Source organism: Bifidobacterium sp. WK012_4_13 (assembly GCF_041080835.1).
Lineage (GTDB): Bacteria > Actinomycetota > Actinomycetes > Actinomycetales > Bifidobacteriaceae > Bombiscardovia > Bombiscardovia fermentum.
The window spans coordinates 57,019-72,704 of the sequence record NZ_CP129683.1; the positions used below are offsets into that span (position 1 = coordinate 57,019).

13 protein-coding genes are annotated in these 15,686 nt (G+C 56.6%); 10 read left to right on the forward strand and 3 right to left on the reverse strand.

The window, feature by feature from the left end:
- Positions 1–48: 48 nt before the first annotated feature.
- Both QN062_RS00225 and QN062_RS00230 read left to right on the forward strand, forming a co-directional pair.
- Positions 49–1,011, forward strand: a complete 963-nt coding sequence (locus QN062_RS00225) for an L-lactate dehydrogenase (protein ID WP_369341649.1) — start codon at positions 49–51, stop codon at positions 1,009–1,011.
- A 195-nt stretch (positions 1,012–1,206) separates the two neighbouring features.
- A complete protein-coding gene (locus QN062_RS00230) occupies positions 1,207–2,145 on the forward strand; it encodes a cation diffusion facilitator family transporter (RefSeq protein ID WP_369341650.1) in 939 nt (312 codons plus the stop codon).
- A gap of 229 nt (positions 2,146–2,374) precedes the next feature.
- Here the strand turns inward: QN062_RS00230 and lexA are convergent, their stop codons facing one another.
- Positions 2,375–3,199, reverse strand: a complete 825-nt coding sequence (gene lexA / locus QN062_RS00235; RefSeq protein WP_369342607.1) for a transcriptional repressor LexA — start codon at positions 3,197–3,199, stop codon at positions 2,375–2,377.
- Between the two features lie 526 nt (positions 3,200–3,725).
- Between lexA and QN062_RS00240 the strand changes: the two genes are divergently transcribed.
- Together QN062_RS00240 and nrdR are read left to right on the forward strand one after the other, a co-directional pair.
- Complete coding sequence (locus QN062_RS00240) at positions 3,726–3,992, forward strand: LysM peptidoglycan-binding domain-containing protein (protein ID WP_369341651.1); 267 nt, start codon at positions 3,726–3,728, stop codon at positions 3,990–3,992.
- 530 nt (positions 3,993–4,522) lie between these two features.
- The gene (nrdR, locus tag QN062_RS00245) at positions 4,523–4,999 is read left to right on the forward strand and encodes a transcriptional regulator NrdR (RefSeq protein ID WP_369341652.1); all 477 of its coding nucleotides are present in this window, start codon (positions 4,523–4,525) and stop codon (positions 4,997–4,999) included.
- A 111-nt stretch (positions 5,000–5,110) separates the two neighbouring features.
- Here the strand turns inward: nrdR and serA are convergent, their stop codons facing one another.
- A complete protein-coding gene (gene serA, locus QN062_RS00250) occupies positions 5,111–6,310 on the reverse strand; it encodes a phosphoglycerate dehydrogenase (protein ID WP_369341653.1) in 1,200 nt (399 codons plus the stop codon).
- Positions 6,311–6,320: 10 nt separating this feature from the next.
- On the reverse strand, positions 6,321–8,600 hold the full coding sequence (locus QN062_RS00255; protein ID WP_369341654.1) for a 3'-5' exonuclease: 2,280 nt from the start codon (positions 8,598–8,600) through the stop codon (positions 6,321–6,323).
- A gap of 461 nt (positions 8,601–9,061) precedes the next feature.
- Here QN062_RS00255 and mraZ point away from each other — a divergent pair, with 461 nt between their 5' ends.
- From mraZ to murF, 6 genes are all read left to right on the forward strand, one after another.
- Positions 9,062–9,505, forward strand: coding sequence for a division/cell wall cluster transcriptional repressor MraZ (mraZ, locus tag QN062_RS00260; RefSeq protein WP_369342608.1), 444 nt, complete (start codon positions 9,062–9,064; stop codon positions 9,503–9,505).
- A complete protein-coding gene (gene rsmH, locus QN062_RS00265; protein ID WP_369341655.1) occupies positions 9,505–10,512 on the forward strand; it encodes a 16S rRNA (cytosine(1402)-N(4))-methyltransferase RsmH in 1,008 nt (335 codons plus the stop codon). Before mraZ ends, rsmH begins: the two co-directional genes overlap by 1 nt.
- Position 10,513: 1 nt before the next feature.
- Complete coding sequence (locus tag QN062_RS00270; RefSeq protein ID WP_369341656.1) at positions 10,514–10,975, forward strand: hypothetical protein; 462 nt, start codon at positions 10,514–10,516, stop codon at positions 10,973–10,975.
- Positions 10,972–12,771, forward strand: coding sequence for a peptidoglycan D,D-transpeptidase FtsI family protein (locus QN062_RS00275; protein ID WP_369341657.1), 1,800 nt, complete (start codon positions 10,972–10,974; stop codon positions 12,769–12,771). The genes QN062_RS00270 and QN062_RS00275 overlap by 4 nt, the downstream gene beginning before the upstream one ends.
- Before the next feature lie 90 nt (positions 12,772–12,861).
- On the forward strand, positions 12,862–13,950 hold the full coding sequence (locus QN062_RS00280; RefSeq protein ID WP_369341658.1) for a UDP-N-acetylmuramyl peptide synthase: 1,089 nt from the start codon (positions 12,862–12,864) through the stop codon (positions 13,948–13,950).
- Between the two features lie 134 nt (positions 13,951–14,084).
- Positions 14,085–15,680, forward strand: coding sequence for a UDP-N-acetylmuramoyl-tripeptide--D-alanyl-D-alanine ligase (murF, locus tag QN062_RS00285; RefSeq protein ID WP_369342609.1), 1,596 nt, complete (start codon positions 14,085–14,087; stop codon positions 15,678–15,680).
- Positions 15,681–15,686: the final 6 nt, after the last annotated feature.

The following is a 15,686-nucleotide window of genomic DNA, read 5'->3' on the forward strand; positions in this document are numbered from 1 at the left end:
ATCACGAGAGCCCGGCCAGTCTTCGGGTCATTCTAGAGAGGTTCATATATGGCGGATTCACGTTTTAGGACAACCAAATTAGCTATTGTTGGCGCAGGAGCGGTTGGTTCGACCTTGGCGTTTGCTGCCGCGCAAAGGGGAGTCGCGCGACAAATCGTTTTGGAGGATATCAATGCCAAGCGCGTTGAGGCAGAGGTCCTCGATATGCAACACGGTTCAAGCTTCTATCCAACCGTTTCCATCGATGGCTCCGACGATCCTGAGATCTGCCGCGATGCGGATGTGATTGTCATCACCGCAGGTGCCCGTCAGAAGCCAGGCCAGTCCAGACTCGATCTGGCCGGTGCGACCATCAACATCATGAAGGCGATAATCCCGAACCTGGTGAAGGTCGCTCCCAATGCCATCTTCATGCTCATCACCAACCCTGTGGATGTCGTGACCCACGTTTCCATGAAGCTTTCAGGACTTCCAGCAGATCAGATGTTCGGCTCGGGAACGAACCTGGATTCCGCACGTCTGCGTTTCCTCATCGCTCAGCAGACAGGCGTGAATGTCAAGAACGTGCATGCATACATCGCCGGCGAACATGGTGATTCCGAAGTTCCTCTGTGGTCATCGGCAACCATCGGTGGAGTCCCCATGTGTGACTGGAAGGCACTTGACGGGCACGCTCCGCTTGATGAGAAGACTCGCGAGAGCATCCATCAGGAGGTGAAGAACGCCGCCTACAAGATCATCGAGGGCAAGGGCGCTACCAACTACGCGATTGCGATGTCGGGCGTTGACATCATCGAGTCCATCATGCATGACACCAACCGCATCCTTCCCGTGAGCTCCTGGCTGAAGGACTTCCACGGAATCTCCGACGTGTGCATGTCGGTTCCGAGCGTTCTCAACCGTTCCGGTGTGAACACCCAGATCAACACGCCACTCAGCGACGGCGAGCTTGCAGCACTGACGCGTTCTGCCGAGACACTGAAGGAAACGGCCAGCAAGTTTGGCTTCTGATTCCTTTCGCCAAGGCGATGGTGGGGATTCCCTCTAGGGGGAGTCCCCACTTTCATTGTTGCGCGCAGGAGCTCCGATGATCTTGGTCCTTCGTGACCTATGGAGAAGCGCCGTCAGACTCGCCATATGACAACGATTGGGCTGGTAAATGGCCAACCAAGCCTGTATCGTGGGCAGTCCAGGGATTGGAGTGGCATGGAATCGGCACGTGAGCGGACAGATGAAAGACAGGCCAGACAGCATCAGCGAACGTTGAGCCTTACCCTCGGTCTGACCTTCACCGTATTCATTGCAGAATTCGTTGGCGTTGTACTTACCGGCAGCCTTGCCCTGCTCGTTGACGTCGGCCATATGCTGACCGACGTGTCCGTACTGATAGCATCCACCATAACCGCCGCATTGATGCGTCGGCGTCCAACCGAAAACAAGACCTGGGGCTGGGCCCGTCTTGAAGTGATCACTGCCGCTGCAGGGTCCACCGTATTGCTCCTCGTCGGCATATATGCACTCGTGGAATCGGCTTTGCGCCTGATCGGAGTCCAGACAGCCGAAGTGCGCGATATAGATCTGATGCTGGTGTTCGGCGTGATCGGTCTGCTCGCGAACATCGCGTCGCTGTTTATCCTGCAATCGTCACACAACGATAATCTGAACATGCGCGCAGCCTTTCTCGAGGTGACGAACGATGCATTGGGATCGGTTGGCGTCATCGTTGCAGCGCTCGTCGTGATCTTCACTGGATGGACGGACGCCGATGCGCTCGCCGGTGGCGTCATCGCCTTGCTCATGATTCCACGCGCGCTTCGACTGATTACGAAAAGTCTCAAGGTTCTTCTTGAGGAGACGCCACGAGGGCTGGATCTGAAGGCGGTCCGCGATCATCTTGACCGTGTGCCCGGCGTCGTGGCGGTTCATGATTTGCATGCCAGCACGGTTGCCACCGGCATGACACAGCTGAGTGCCCACGTCGTGGTGCATGGCGACCTTAGCGATGGTCAGCGAGCCGAGATACTCCGAAGCATGCAAGTCTGCCTAAGAACTCACTTTCCAGTGAGCATCGACCACACCACCTTCCAGATCGAGCCTGAAGGCTACGAGCAGCGATATGAGGCGACGATGCAGATTCACGTCTGAGTGCGGATCGTTTCTATTGCCTGATTCCATGTGAGCATGGGTCTGTCGTCTGTCATCTGTCATCTGCCGCATGTCATCTGTCGTCGGAGGGGAGTGCCGTCTGCGTCACGGTTCCTACGTTGCCATTGAGATAGGAAAGAATCGAGATAGAAAATAATCGAGGCAGGAATAATTGTGGCCAGACTATTTGTGGCCGGAGATAAAGGAAGAGACGAAGGAAGAGGAAGCCTCATACCTTACGCAATACGGTGACCACAATGCCCATGATTCTGGCATGCGTGCCATCGATGGGTGAATAGGCAGGGTTGTGGGGCATCAGCCAGACGTGTCCATGATCCTGACGGAAGGTCTTGACCGTGGCCTCATCATCAAGAAGCGCAGCGACGATCTCGCCCGTCTGCGCGGTGCTCTGTTCTCGAACCACGACAAAGTCACCATCGCATATTGCGGCATCGATCATCGAGTCTCCATGGACTTCGAGCATGAACAGATTTCCGTTGCCGGTAAGGCGTTGCGGCAGACGCATCACATCGTCGACATGCTGCTCCGCGGTTATCGGGGCGCCTGCGGCGATGCGGCCTACGAGTGGGACATCGCGGGATTCGGCTATGGAAGAGCTTTCGGATTCCATCGAGGGGAAGGGAAAGATCGTTGCTGTTCGAGGGAATTCGGGTGATTCGGTGTTGGCTGATGACTTGGTGCTGGCTGATGACTCGCTGTTGCCCGAACCCATCTGTGAAGCGTGGCGCGTCTGAACAAACCTGCCGTATTGAGAATCATCCGATTTGCCACCGCGGAGAGCACCATCGCTGGATCGGCGATTGGCTTCATCGATGTCGTGGCTTGGCGACTCGACAAGTTCGATTGCGCGACCCTTGTTCGCGCTGATTCGGATGAGGCCTCTTTCCTCAAGTGCTCCTAGCTGGTGTTTCACGGAGGAAGTGCTTTTCAGCCCTGCGGCATCGCCTATCTCTCTGAATGATGGAGCGAAGCCATGCTCGCTCACATGCTTGCGGATTGCCTGCAGCACCATTCGCTGCCGCTTCGAAAGCATGCTCTCGTCTACTGTGCCATGTTCGGCCTTGTTTTCGACAGCTTTGTTCTCGGACACTGTCTTCTCGACCACTGTGCCATGCGTCGGCATCTCTGGCATCGAGCCCGCTTCGTTCGCAGCGCGCGTCGCGAAGTTCTTCTTGGACACCGCTTCGTTGGTTTGCGGACGGAACGGGATGGTGCTCACAAGGGGCTCCTTTCGATTGACACTCCCGAGTCTACCGTGTCAATTCTGTGAAATCAAACATATGTTCGAAATAGTGCTTGGAAAAATCCCTGTCGTATGCCACAATGAGAACATACGTTCGATAGAACAAATGTTCGAAGGAGTCAAGATGTCCATGACTATGCAATCAGGAGAACTTCTCCCATCCTCCAATGGATCCAGATACGTGTCCAGGTATGGATCGAGCAATGCATCGAGCCACGTATTGAGCCAAGCATCTGGAAACGGTCCGAGATTTCGAAGCGATGCGCGCGCTGCTGCAGGTCGCACCCGCATGAGGCTGACTCTCCGAGGAAAGATTGTGACAGGGTTGCTCGCAGCATTGATGTGCTTTGCAGGATTGACTGTCGGCGTTCGTCAGGCACAGTCCTCGACCCTTCCTCAGCAGGTTACAAGCTACACGGTTCGACCGGGTGAAACGATGTGGTCCTATGCCTCTGACATCACCCCGGCAGGTGGCAACGTCAATGAAACCATCGACAGACTTGTCAGGCTGAACAAATTGCATTCCACCAATCTGCAGGTTGGTCAGAGGATTATCGTTCCGCAGCAGGATGCTGAAGGCTAGAACGAAGCGATAAGTATGGAACGAAGCGAAAATGCAGCGACACACGAAGCGATCTCAGCTTCTTGAACCACTCCCTGGTATATGCGGGCTCTGCAAACGCATGATGCCCATCATGCAGAGCAGCACATTAGGGGAGCATCACATTAGGGGGATCGTTATCGTGAATCCAGTGAGCAGGTACTCAACGCCACAGTGTTGTTATTGATACAGTGATGTTCTTGATTCAGTGATGTTCGTGATACAGGGATGCTCTTGATAGGAGGTCGGCCGATCGAAAGGCGTGTGCAACGGCGCGGTCGGACTTATTGAGCTTGCTTGACCTTTCACGACCTTGCCTGACTCTTCACTACATTGCCTGACTCTTCACGACAGTGTTTGGTCTGCGCTGCGATGGCTGGATTGGCATGATGCCATATGAAGCAATCCGTCGGAACTACTCGGTTCTATGACATCTTCACCATAGAGACATCTTCACCATAGAATTTCATTCACAGTGATGATTATTCGAGCTGTGGGTTACTCTTGTATCTATGCATTGTCCTTTTTGCCAGAATTCCGAAACAAAAGTAGTCGATACGCGAATCAGCGATGACGGTTTTGCGATTCGTCGTCGGCGCGAATGTCCAAAATGCGGGAGAAGATTCACCACAGTCGAAACCGCCAGCCTCATGGTGGTCAAGCGTTCCGGTAATTCCGAGGCATTCAACAGGGACAAGGTCATCTCCGGTGTGCGTAAGGCATGCCAGGGTAGGCCCATCAATGAAGATGATCTGAAGGCCCTTGGGCAGAAGGTCGAAGAGGACCTACGTGCCAGTGGAGCCGCGCAGGTCAATTCTGACGAGGTGGGCAAGGCGATCCTCAAGCCGCTTCGCAAGCTTGATGAAGTGGCGTATCTGCGGTTCGCGAGTGTGTATCAGAACTTCGATGGTCTTGCGGACTTCGAGCATGCCATCGATGACCTGCGAAGCGAAGACCGTTCGGAAAGGCATGATACGGAAATCGCCTGATGCTTCCGTCACTGATCCTGCGTCGCCATGATCGATGGCTGGAAGAGATCATATGGCAGGAAAAAATCAAGTTCCTGGAAAGCACCAATTGAAGCGGCGCAATCCCAGGGACTATTTCAGCGTTCTCATGCGAACCCTGCCATAAAGATTCTGCAATGATTCGAATGCGGCCTTGCTTGGCATGCTGGAGACATCGGTGACGACATAGCCCAATTCGTCTTCGGTGGCGAGGGATTGTGCGTTCACGTTGATGTTCTCCTCTCCGAGTATGCGATTTACCTGTGCGAGCACTCCCGGAAGGTTCTTGTGGAGGTGTGCTATGCGGACAACTCCTGAAATGGGTCCGAGCGTCAGTTCTGGCAAGTTGACGGACAGCGTTGTGGAACCCTTCTCCCAGTAGTCCAGGAGTCGCTGGGAGACAAAGTGGCCTATGGATTCCTGAGCTTCCAGTGTGGAGCCACCGATGTGTGGCGTCAGAATGATGTTGTCCTCAGTGTTGAGCGAGGACTCGAATGAGTCACCGCTCCTGCGTGGCTCACTTGGGAAGACGTCGATCGCCGCTCCCGAAAGGTGTCCGGACTCCAGATGACGTTTCAAGGCATCCAGATCCGCAACGAATCCGCGAGAGATATTGATGAAGATGGCGCCCTGCTTCATATGGGAGAACTGATCCTCGCCAAAGAAACCAGTGTTCGACTTTCTCCCGTCGACATGGAGCGTCACCGCATCCGATTGCAGCAGAAGCTCTTCCAGACTTCCTGCCCTGTGGGCATTGCCAAGTGCCAGCTTCTCGTCAAGGTCATAGAACACGACGCGCATCCCCAGGGCCTCTGCCAATACGGAAAGCTGGGCGCCTATGTTTCCATAGCCTATGATTCCCAGTGTCTTCCCTCGGACTTCGTGGGATCCTGCTGCAGACTTGTCCCACACGCCGTCGCGCATGCGATGCGAGTGGGCCGGAATTCTTCTCATCAGGCTGATGATGTCACTGATGACCAGTTCGACGACGGAGCGTGTGTTCGAATACGGCGCATTGAAGACGCCGATGCCCTGAGTCCCGGCATATCCGAGGTCGACCTGGTTGGTTCCGATGCAGAAGCAGCCAATCGAAGTCAGATTGGGTCTGGCGTCGAGAACACGCCTCGTGACATTGGTCTTCGAGCGGATTCCCAGAACGTCGACGCCGTCCAATGCTGCGATCAGATCCTTCTCATCGAGCGCGCCGGATTGCGTGAGAACCTCGAATCCATGATTGCGCAAGGATTCGGCTGCAAACGGATGAATGTTTTCAAGTAACAGAGCTGTAGGCATATCACATACCTTATAGTGGGAGGTCGTCAGTATCTTGTTGTGTTCGAATGATGACAAGTCTCTGCGTCGGACGAGTCATTGAAACGTACAGGTCGGAAGCGGCAACGATCCTTGAAGGCGCTCCGTTTTCCATCAGACCTGGTTCGACGAGGACGACGGCATCGAATTCGAGACCCTTGACCTCGTCGGTGGTGTACACGTTGATCTGTCTGTCCCACGAATGCTGAGACTGCAGACGGGAACGATCGTCGTCGCTGATTCTTGTGGCGATATAGGCATCCAGAAGGTCTGTGAGGTCTTTGACCATGCTGCCGTCGGCAATGATGGCGATTCGACCGCTGCCGTCAGAGGAGACGAATTCCGGCATCAGCCCGTCCAATGCTTCGAGAATGCGCGTGCCCAGACTTGATCTGTCTGGAACCGCGATCCTCTGCACCGAATCTGGAATTGCGCGCACTGCGTTGACCGTTGAGATGTAGAGCCCTTCCTGCCTTGCGAAACCGGATGAGAGCTCGGACACTTCCTTCGGGTTCCTATAGTTGATGGTGAGCTCGTTGAGCGTCCAATTGCGTTCGCCAAAGAGCGGGTTCATCGTTTTCTGCCAGGATCTTGAACCACCCAGTGCCGAAGTCTGCGCGATGTCACCCACGATGGTGAATGAGCGCGAAGGGCATCTGCGAACCAGCATGCGCCAGTCCATGGCTGTGAGTTCCTGGGCTTCGTCAACGACAATATGACCATAGGTCCACTCTCGATCCGATGCTGCACGCTGCACCATGGTCTCATCGTCATCGGCCGTCATCTGATCGACCAGCATCTGGGATGTGACGATGCCATTGCCGATTCCGGCCTGTCCCAGCGTCTCGGACGCAATCTGCTCATCTCGGGCACGCTGGGCGGCCTGTGCAGGGGAGCCCCCGTCAGCCTTGGGATCGGGCCCTAGGACATCCATCGCCTCATCAAGAAGCGGTATGTCCGAAGCGGTGAATGCGGACCCCTTCGCGCGGGTGAGCATGCGAATCTGGTCTTCGCTCAGCCAAGGGGCGAAGCGCCGCAGATGCTGGGGCTTTGCCCACATATCGGATATCAGCCAGACTGCGTTCATCGGCAGCCAAGCCAGATTCAGCGTCTTGCGCACGTCATCGTTCATTCGGAAGACGGAAGTCGCATGCGATAGTTCCGATTGCTCAGGAGCATAGTCGAGTTGTTCGGCGTAACGGTTGGTGAGTGAATGCATCATCGCCCTGACGAAGCTTTTCCTCGCCTTGTTATGAGGTTGATGCGTGCGCAGCGCGTCTTCCTGCGCCTGCTGAATGTCCGATGCAAGGAGCGGCACGACAATGCCGTTCACATGGATCTTGGGAAGCTTCGGTGGTATTCGCACTCGTGCGGCGACGGCATTGGCTATCGCATGCCTCATCCGAATGTCTCCCTTCAGCGCAGCGGCGCGTGGAGATTCCTGCGCCGTTGCCACGATCCCAGGAATCAGGTCGCCGATGGTGCGACTGATCACTCCCGTCTCGCCAAGGGATGGCAGCACCTGATCGATGTAATGGAGGAATGCCGAGCTCGGTCCGACGATCAGCACGCCGGAGCGCTGCAGCGTGCGACGATGCGTATAGAGCAAATATGCGGCGCGATGCAGGGCAACCGCAGTCTTGCCTGTTCCGGGTCCTCCCTGCACCACAACGGCATGAGCCATGTCGGAGCGAATGATCCTGTCTTGCTCTGCCTGGATCGTGGCTACGATGTCGGTCATCTTTCCTGTCCGCCGAGAGCTCAGCGAAGCAAGCAACGCTCCCTCGCCGGTAAGGGTGCCAGATTTCGAAGCGACATTCACCGTCGGCGAGTCCATGTCAAGAATCTCATCCTCGATGGCCACGACGTCGCGAAAGCTCAGCGTGATGTGTCGGCGCATCACGATATCTCCATGGTTGGAGGGAGTGGCCTCATAGAATGGCCGAGCGGCGTCGGCGCGCCAATCGGTGAGAATTGGCTCATGGTCCTCGCTTGACAGTCCTATTCGGCCGACATAGCGATGGTCGCCCTTGGCGCTGTCCAATCGACCGAAGACGAGTCTGTCTTCGACTGAACGCAGCTGTGCGAGCCGGTCCTCGTACAAGGTTGCAAACGAGTCGCGTTCCGTGCGCTGCGTGGGAGATCCATGCGATCCTGCCGCACGCACCTTGTCAAGGCGCGACCGTATCTGACTCCGCAGGGAATCCAACCGTGCATAGGCGCGATCGGTTGCGCGCTGTTCATCCTGTAATTGAGAAGAGTATTGCGACATTCGTATCCATTCCTCTTACAAACTGGGCAATCCAATATATCTCACAGCCTTGTCATTGCTGCCTTGCTTTGAACGGCGGCGTTGCTCATCCCCAAACCGCGCAACCCCGGTTTCGCTCTGCCGGGCCTCCGGTCTTGTTCGGGCTCGTTTCCATGGAACGTCGCTTCCATGGTCGCTGACCCCTCGATTGTTACCTTCCCCACAGAAAGGAGGACATGGAGGAATATTTGAGTGCAAGTGGGGAAAAGTGGAGTGTTATGGGGTAAAGTGGGGAAACAGAAACGATTTCTGCACGATGCACGGGATGGGGGTGCGACATGACGGACGACTTCGCTCCGCGTGAGCAGCCTGATTCCGCGCCGCAAAACCCATTGAACGAAGGTGGACGTGCCCGGCGCTCATCGACGTCGCATGATTCCCCACTTTCCTCCAATCGCATCTCGGATGATGATGGGTTTGCGATGCCAGCACTGTTGCTGGGCACCTACACGCCGAAGATCGACGACAAGGGCCGCATGGCACTTCCAGCCAAGCTGCGCTCGCAATTCGGTGACGGTCTGGTGATGGCACGAGGTCAGGAACGCTGCGTCTATCTTCTTCCCCAAAGCGAGTTCCGGCGTGTGGCGGTGCAGATCCAGCGCACATCGATGGGGAACAAGGCTGCCCGTGACTATCTTCGCGTGTTTCTCTCCGGCGCGGTCGACGAAGTGCCAGACAGGCAGGGACGCGTTCTTGTCCCACAGATGCTCAGATCATATGCGCGGTTGGATACCGATGTCGTCGTCATCGGAGTCGGCACGCGTGCGGAGCTGTGGGACAGCGCTTCGTGGCAAAGCTACCTTGAAAGCAAGGAGCAGGGGTATTCAGACATCGCCGATGACGTGCTGCCGGAGGTTGATTTCTGATGACAGACTTGAATTCCATACATCAGCCGGTTCTCCTTGATGAATGCGTGCGTCTCGTTTCTCCGGCTCTGGATCATGCGAACGCGGTGGTCGTAGACTGCACGCTTGGCTTGGCGGGTCATGCGATCGCTGTGCTCAGGTCAGCCCCTCAGGCACATCTCATCGGCATCGACAGGGATGAGGAGGCACTGCGGCTTGCAGGCGAACGGATGAGGCGAGAGGGTCTGTCAGACAGATTCACTCCCGTGCATGCCGCATTCGATGAACTCGAAGATGTTCTCGGTGGCGAAGGAATCAAGGAAATCGATGCCGCATTCATGGATCTTGGGCTGTCCAGTCTGCAGATCGACGAAACGGAGCGCGGCTTCTCCTACGCACATGACGCTCCACTCGACATGCGCATGGATACCGGGCAGACCCTCACGGCCGCGGACATTCTCTCGAGCTATTCCATGCAGAGGCTGACGACGATCTTCAGGGAATACGGCGAGGAACGCTTCAGCCGACCGATAGCGAGGGCCATCGTCGACTCGCGTGAATCCGCGCCACTGCGTACGTCGAAGGATCTGAACGAGCTGGTGGACGCAACCGTTCCCAAGGCCCATCGACCGGCAGGCAATCCAGCCAAGCGCGTGTTCCAGGCATTGCGCATCGAGGTGAACGGGGAATTGGAGAAGCTGTCCCAGACACTGCCCCAGATTGCGGCGCATCTTAAGCTTCACGGACGAATCGTCGTCGAATCCTACCATTCGCTCGAAGATCGCACGGTCAAGAGGTTCATGACTGCAGGGACACGGGTGAACGTCCCGCCAGGACTGCCGATAATCCCGAAGGAGGCGCAGCCTTACTTCAAGGATCTGACCCATGGCGCGGTCATGGCGGATGAAGCTCAGATTGCCGACAATCCAAGGTCTGCCTCAGTCAGGCTGAGAGCGGTCGAGTTGATTCGCAGGATTCCAGAACAGACCTTAAGGCAATACGAAGAGGACAGAAAGGGAAGGGGATAGCATGCCAGCAGCAGCAAGACGCATACAGTCCGGTGCGCGACGTGACAAGCGCCGCCCGGATTCGAAGCAGCAGGAAACGAGACCGGAATTGCAGCTGCTCACCAATCGACGGGTCAGCCAGCACACCCTTTCCGAGCGCGCCCAGCAGCTCATTCATTGGACGCGGACGCGCAGGACTCCGATGTTCCATTTCATGATCGCCTTTTCGGTGCTCGGTGCAAGCCTGATTGGCTCGCTGATGCTGAGAACCCAGATGATGGAGAATTCGTTCGAGGCCACACGTGAGCAGCAGTCCATCAGTCGGTTGACGCAGGACATCGAGGACGACCGAAGCACGCTCGACAGCCTGCAGGCATCCTTGCCGGAGAAGGCCGAGAAGATGGGCATGGTGCCTCAGCAAAGCTCGATTTCGATTGATTTGCAAGGTTACAAGGCTTCAACGAGTTCGGGAGACAAACAATGAAGATGCCCTTGACCATCTGGTGGAAGAATGCTTCGGAGTTCATGAAGCGAACGGTCTGCGTCGCGGCGCTCCTTGCGATAATCGCGTCCGGGGCTGTCGCCAAGCTGACCTATGTACAGCTGATCGCAGGAAAGACGACTGCCGAGGCCGCTACGGCGAGCCGTACGGTAAGCACCACGCTCAGCGCGCAACGCGGGGAGATCACCGATTCCAACGGCATCGTTCTGGCTCAGAGCGTTGAACGCTACACGATCATCGGCGATCCCAAGGCAGCCTCCACATTCGAACCGACCACGTGCACCAAGGCCACCGAGGATAATTGCCAGAGCATAGATGGCAAGCCGGTGGGGACGACAGGTCCGGCAGCGGTCGCCAAGCTTCTCGCACCGGTTCTCGGCATGAACGCGATGGAGCTCGGCGCGATGCTTACCGGCACCAGTCAATATGTGGTCATCAAGAAGGATGTGGTGCCGACCGTCAAGCGCAGCATCGACAAATTGAATCTCAGCGGCGTCATCTCGACCGAGCTCACATCGGACCGGGTTTATCCGAACGGGACCTTGATGGGATCGCTTCTTGGAGGCGTCGACGATGCTGGAACAGGCGTCGCGGGCATCGAGCAGATGGAGAACAAGCTCCTCACTGGAACGAACGGATACACCAAGTATCAGCGTGGAAATGACGGGCAGCAGATTCCCGGCACCCAGACGGAGTCCGTCGCTGCCGTCGACGGAGACAACGTCCAGCTCACGATCGACCGCGATGTGCAATGGTACGTCGAACAGGCACTCGAGGCGGGCAAGGAAAAGTACAAGGCAGACTGGGCTGTGGCTTCGGTCCAGGAGGTCTCCACAGGGAAGATCCTCGCACTTGCCGACACGGAATCAGAGGAGGCCGGAAGCTCTTCCGCAAAGCTCAATCCTTCCCATGCGGTGACGGAAACGTTCGAACCAGGCTCTGTAGGCAAGCTGATCACGCTTTCGGGACTGCTTCAGGAGAAGCAGCAGTCCATGAGCAATAAATTCAGCGTCCCCTACAGCATCGATGTGAATGGTCAGACGTATCACGACTCAGAGACCCATGGAACCGAAAAGTGGACGCTTGCGGGCATATTGCAGCACTCCTCGAACGTTGGCGTCATCATGGCCTCTTCGAAGTATTCCCTCGCGCAGAGATATTCATATCTCACCAAATTCGGGATCGGACAGTCGTCGGGCATCGGCCTGCCTGGTGAATCCGACGGATTGCTTTCAAAGGACACCAGCTGGGACAAGCGCACGCAGAACACTGTGCTCTTCGGACAGGGGTATGCGACCAATGTGCTGCAGGTGAGCAACGTCGCCGCGACCATAGCGAACAAGGGTGTGAAGAATCAGCAATCCATAATTGCAAACGTCAAGGATGAGAACGGCAAGGAGGTCTCCACGCAGACATCCCAGTCGACCAGGGTGATCGATTCCTCCGTCGCGTCGCAGATGATGAACGCCATGGAATCGGTTGCAGAGGGCTACCAGAGCGTCGCAGGCGTTTCCGGCTATCGTGTCGCTGCCAAGACAGGAACGGCCGAGGTCGCTGGATCGGATGGTTCATTGACTGGCATCGTCGCTGACTGGGTCGGCGTGCTGCCCGCGGATAATCCAAAGTACGTGGTGACCGTGGTTCTGAAGAATCCGGAAGGAACATATGGAGGTTTGACCGCCGGTCCGATCTTTGCGAATATTGGTGAATTCCTTATGCAGAAATACGAAGTTCCCACTTCCACGCCGCGTACAGGTGCTATTCCAGTGACTTGGTGACTTTCTGCGAAGCCTGGCCGATGCGTGGCGATGCCGTCAGCTGGCCGGGCACCGCAGATGCCGGTCATCTGCAAGAAGAGAGGCAGAACGATGAGTTCTTTAGGTGAGACCATGTCGCAGAGAATGACTTTGGGATACCTTGGCAATCATTATGGTCTCGCGATACGTCCAAGGTTCTGCGAGCCAGTGACCGTCACCTCCCTGGCAGACGACGCCCAGTCCGTGCGTCCAGGTGCATTGTTCGTTCCTTCCCGGGGCACGGTGGCTGCCTCGGACATAGCAGAGGCGGAAGCACGGGGAGCGTATGCGGTCGTGCTTTCGCAAGAGCAGCAATCATTGGCCGGGAGCACCCAGATTCCAGTCCTGATCGGTGGCCTGGATGCCGAACAGCTTGGGCAGCTGGCATCGGATGTTGCAGGCGAGCCTTCGGAGTCGTTGGCCGTGTTCACCATCGCAGAGGACGACAGTGCGAGATATGTCAAGAAATTGGCCGAATTCCTTCATACGCTGGGCAATCCCGTCGGAGTCGTCAGCGCAGCGGGGTCATATTCCCTGGACCGCCCCCTCGATGTCGACTATCCAGTGAGCATGTTCGACATGGAACGGCTGATGTCGGTGTGCCTGGAAGACGGCGCTGCAGCGGTCATCGTTGCAGTCAATCCCCAGACCTTGAAGCCAGATGCGCTGCAAGCCGTGAAGGTCGACGTCGTCAGCCTGGCGTCTTCGAAGTCGGCGGTCGATGAAATCTCCAGGAGGGCGCGGGAGGCAACCGATGAAGCCGCCAGAAAGGCCGACATGCAATCCAGGATCAAGTCCGCGGCTCAGGCGGATTTCACTCAGACGGTCGCGATTCCGGTCGACGAACTGCATCATGAAAAGCGCCGTGAGCATGAGGAGAAACGGAAGTTCGAGGCTCTTGCTGCCAGCAGGAATCAGATGCGTCAGGCGGAGAGCCGCAGGCTAAAGCAGATATGCAAGACATATGGACTGAACCTCAGGAAAGACACCAAGGTCGCTGCGAGAACAGAGGAGTCCGATTCATTGTCGAGACAGGCCGGCATCAGCGAAGACGGTGATTCCCAGAGGCAGCTGTCGCTGAGCATATCGATGACGATGGCCGCAGGCGTGAGGAAAAACAACATCAAAAGCGCCTTGCGCGTTTCCAAAGAGCTATCTTGAGGAGAACATTGAACGAGCGGGGTTACGAAATGGGAGACACAGAAGGATTGCCTGAGGGAGATTCGACATCTAAGGAAGGTGTGGTGACGGTGAATGGGAGCGATGTCGAATCTTCCAACGCCGTCGAGCCTGAAATGATGCCGATGGATATCGGCGAGATCGCGGATGCGGTTTCAGGCAATGTCGTTTCAGGTGCTGTCGATCCGCATGGTGACGGTTTGCATGATGCCGCAGTTGTGACGAGCGTGACGACCGATTCCAGGGAGGCGAAGCCCGGTTCCTTGTTCGTTGCGATTCCCGGCGCTCGGGTGGATGGGCATGACTTTGTCGCCGTAGCCGCCGGAAATGGTGCCGTCGCGGCGCTGGTCGAGCATACGGTGCCCGGCTCCGACATTCCCCAGATAGTCGTGGGCGATTCGGTAAAGGCGCTTGGAGTCCTGGCACGGCATAACATCGATCGCCGTCGGGAGTTGCCTGAACCATTCACGATCATCGGAATCACGGGATCTGTCGGAAAGACGACGACCAAGGATCTGCTGCATTCGCTGCTCACACGTCTTGGAAGGACGGTATCTCCGGTCGGCTCGTTCAACAATGAGATCGGTCTGCCATTGACAGCGCTGAAGGTTCACGCATCCACCCGCTTCTTCACCGCGGAGATGGGCGCTTCCCACATAGGCGACATCGACTATCTGACAGCCATAGCTCCGCCGGACATTTCGATCGCGCTTATCGTAGGCGTGGCTCATCTCGGTGAATTCGGATCTGTCGACAACATAGCGATTGCAAAGAGCGAGATCATTCGCAATCTGCTTCCCGGTGGAATCTCGGTGCTCAATGCCGATGATCCTCGGGTGAGTGCCATGAGAAGATATTCCCCAGGAAAGATCCTCTGGTTCGGCGAGCACGGGGATCATCTTCCAGACGGTTCCTGCATGAACATGTATGCCACAGACCTGAATGTCGATTCGATGGATCACCCCACCTTCCTGATGCATGTGCGTGCCGATGCGCATGCCACTGCGTATGCCACTACCAACGCGGAGGGTGATTCCCAGCCAGGTGACGAGCAGACTCAGCAGGTGACTCTTGGAATTCGTGGCTCGCACAATGTGATGAATGCCCTTGCCGCCTCGGCCGTCGCCCATGAGCTCGGCCTGCCGTTGACCGAGATTGCCGACGTTCTTCGAAAGCAGCGGCACATCAGCCCTCATCGCATGGCCGTATCCAACATTGCCGAAAGTGGATTCGCCTTCACCCTCATAGATGATTCGTTCAATGCCAACCCGAATTCGGTCACTGCGGGGGTTCGGAGCCTGGCAGAGTGGGGGGCTCATCAGGATTCACGCCCATTCCGCGTGGCAGTGCTCGGTGCGATGCTTGAACTGGGCGCGGATGAGAGACGCTTGCACGCAGACATGGGTGCACTCTGCTCAAGACTCGGAATCGACCAGTTGATAGCCGTCGGAGGTAACGACGAGCTCGATTCCCTTGCGAGGGACATCGTCGCGGGCGCCGATGCGGCAAGTGGGACGACGGCATCGAACGATGTCTCCGCCCACGCAATCGAGAGCCGATTCGCTCACGACATTGATGAAGCCGAAGCCATGGTCGCAGAGGCATCTTCCCATCATCCGCACACGGTCGTCCTGCTCAAGGGCTCGCATGCCTCTGGACTGAGCGCACTCGCGGACCGGTGGGCATCGTCGCAGACGGATCGTGAGTCATGATGGTTC

Bases quoted from the DNA above. Each gene is read 5' to 3' on its own strand.
- QN062_RS00225 (WP_369341649.1), top strand. From the start codon at position 49: ATGGCGGATTCACGTTTTAGGACAACCAAATTAGCTATTGTTGGCGCA.
- QN062_RS00230 (WP_369341650.1), top strand. From the start codon at position 1,207: ATGGAATCGGCACGTGAGCGGACAGATGAAAGACAGGCCAGACAGCAT.
- lexA (WP_369342607.1), bottom strand. From the start codon at position 3,199: ATGCTTTCGAAGCGGCAGCGAATGGTGCTGCAGGCAATCCGCAAGCAT.
- nrdR (WP_369341652.1), top strand. From the start codon at position 4,523: ATGCATTGTCCTTTTTGCCAGAATTCCGAAACAAAAGTAGTCGATACG.
- serA (WP_369341653.1), bottom strand. From the start codon at position 6,310: ATGCCTACAGCTCTGTTACTTGAAAACATTCATCCGTTTGCAGCCGAA.
- QN062_RS00255 (WP_369341654.1), bottom strand. From the start codon at position 8,600: ATGTCGCAATACTCTTCTCAATTACAGGATGAACAGCGCGCAACCGAT.
- mraZ (WP_369342608.1), top strand. From the start codon at position 9,062: ATGCCAGCACTGTTGCTGGGCACCTACACGCCGAAGATCGACGACAAG.
- rsmH (WP_369341655.1), top strand. From the start codon at position 9,505: ATGACAGACTTGAATTCCATACATCAGCCGGTTCTCCTTGATGAATGC.
- QN062_RS00270 (WP_369341656.1), top strand. From the start codon at position 10,514: ATGCCAGCAGCAGCAAGACGCATACAGTCCGGTGCGCGACGTGACAAG.
- QN062_RS00275 (WP_369341657.1), top strand. From the start codon at position 10,972: ATGAAGATGCCCTTGACCATCTGGTGGAAGAATGCTTCGGAGTTCATG.
- QN062_RS00280 (WP_369341658.1), top strand. From the start codon at position 12,862: ATGAGTTCTTTAGGTGAGACCATGTCGCAGAGAATGACTTTGGGATAC.
- murF (WP_369342609.1), top strand. From the start codon at position 14,085: ATGATGCCGATGGATATCGGCGAGATCGCGGATGCGGTTTCAGGCAAT.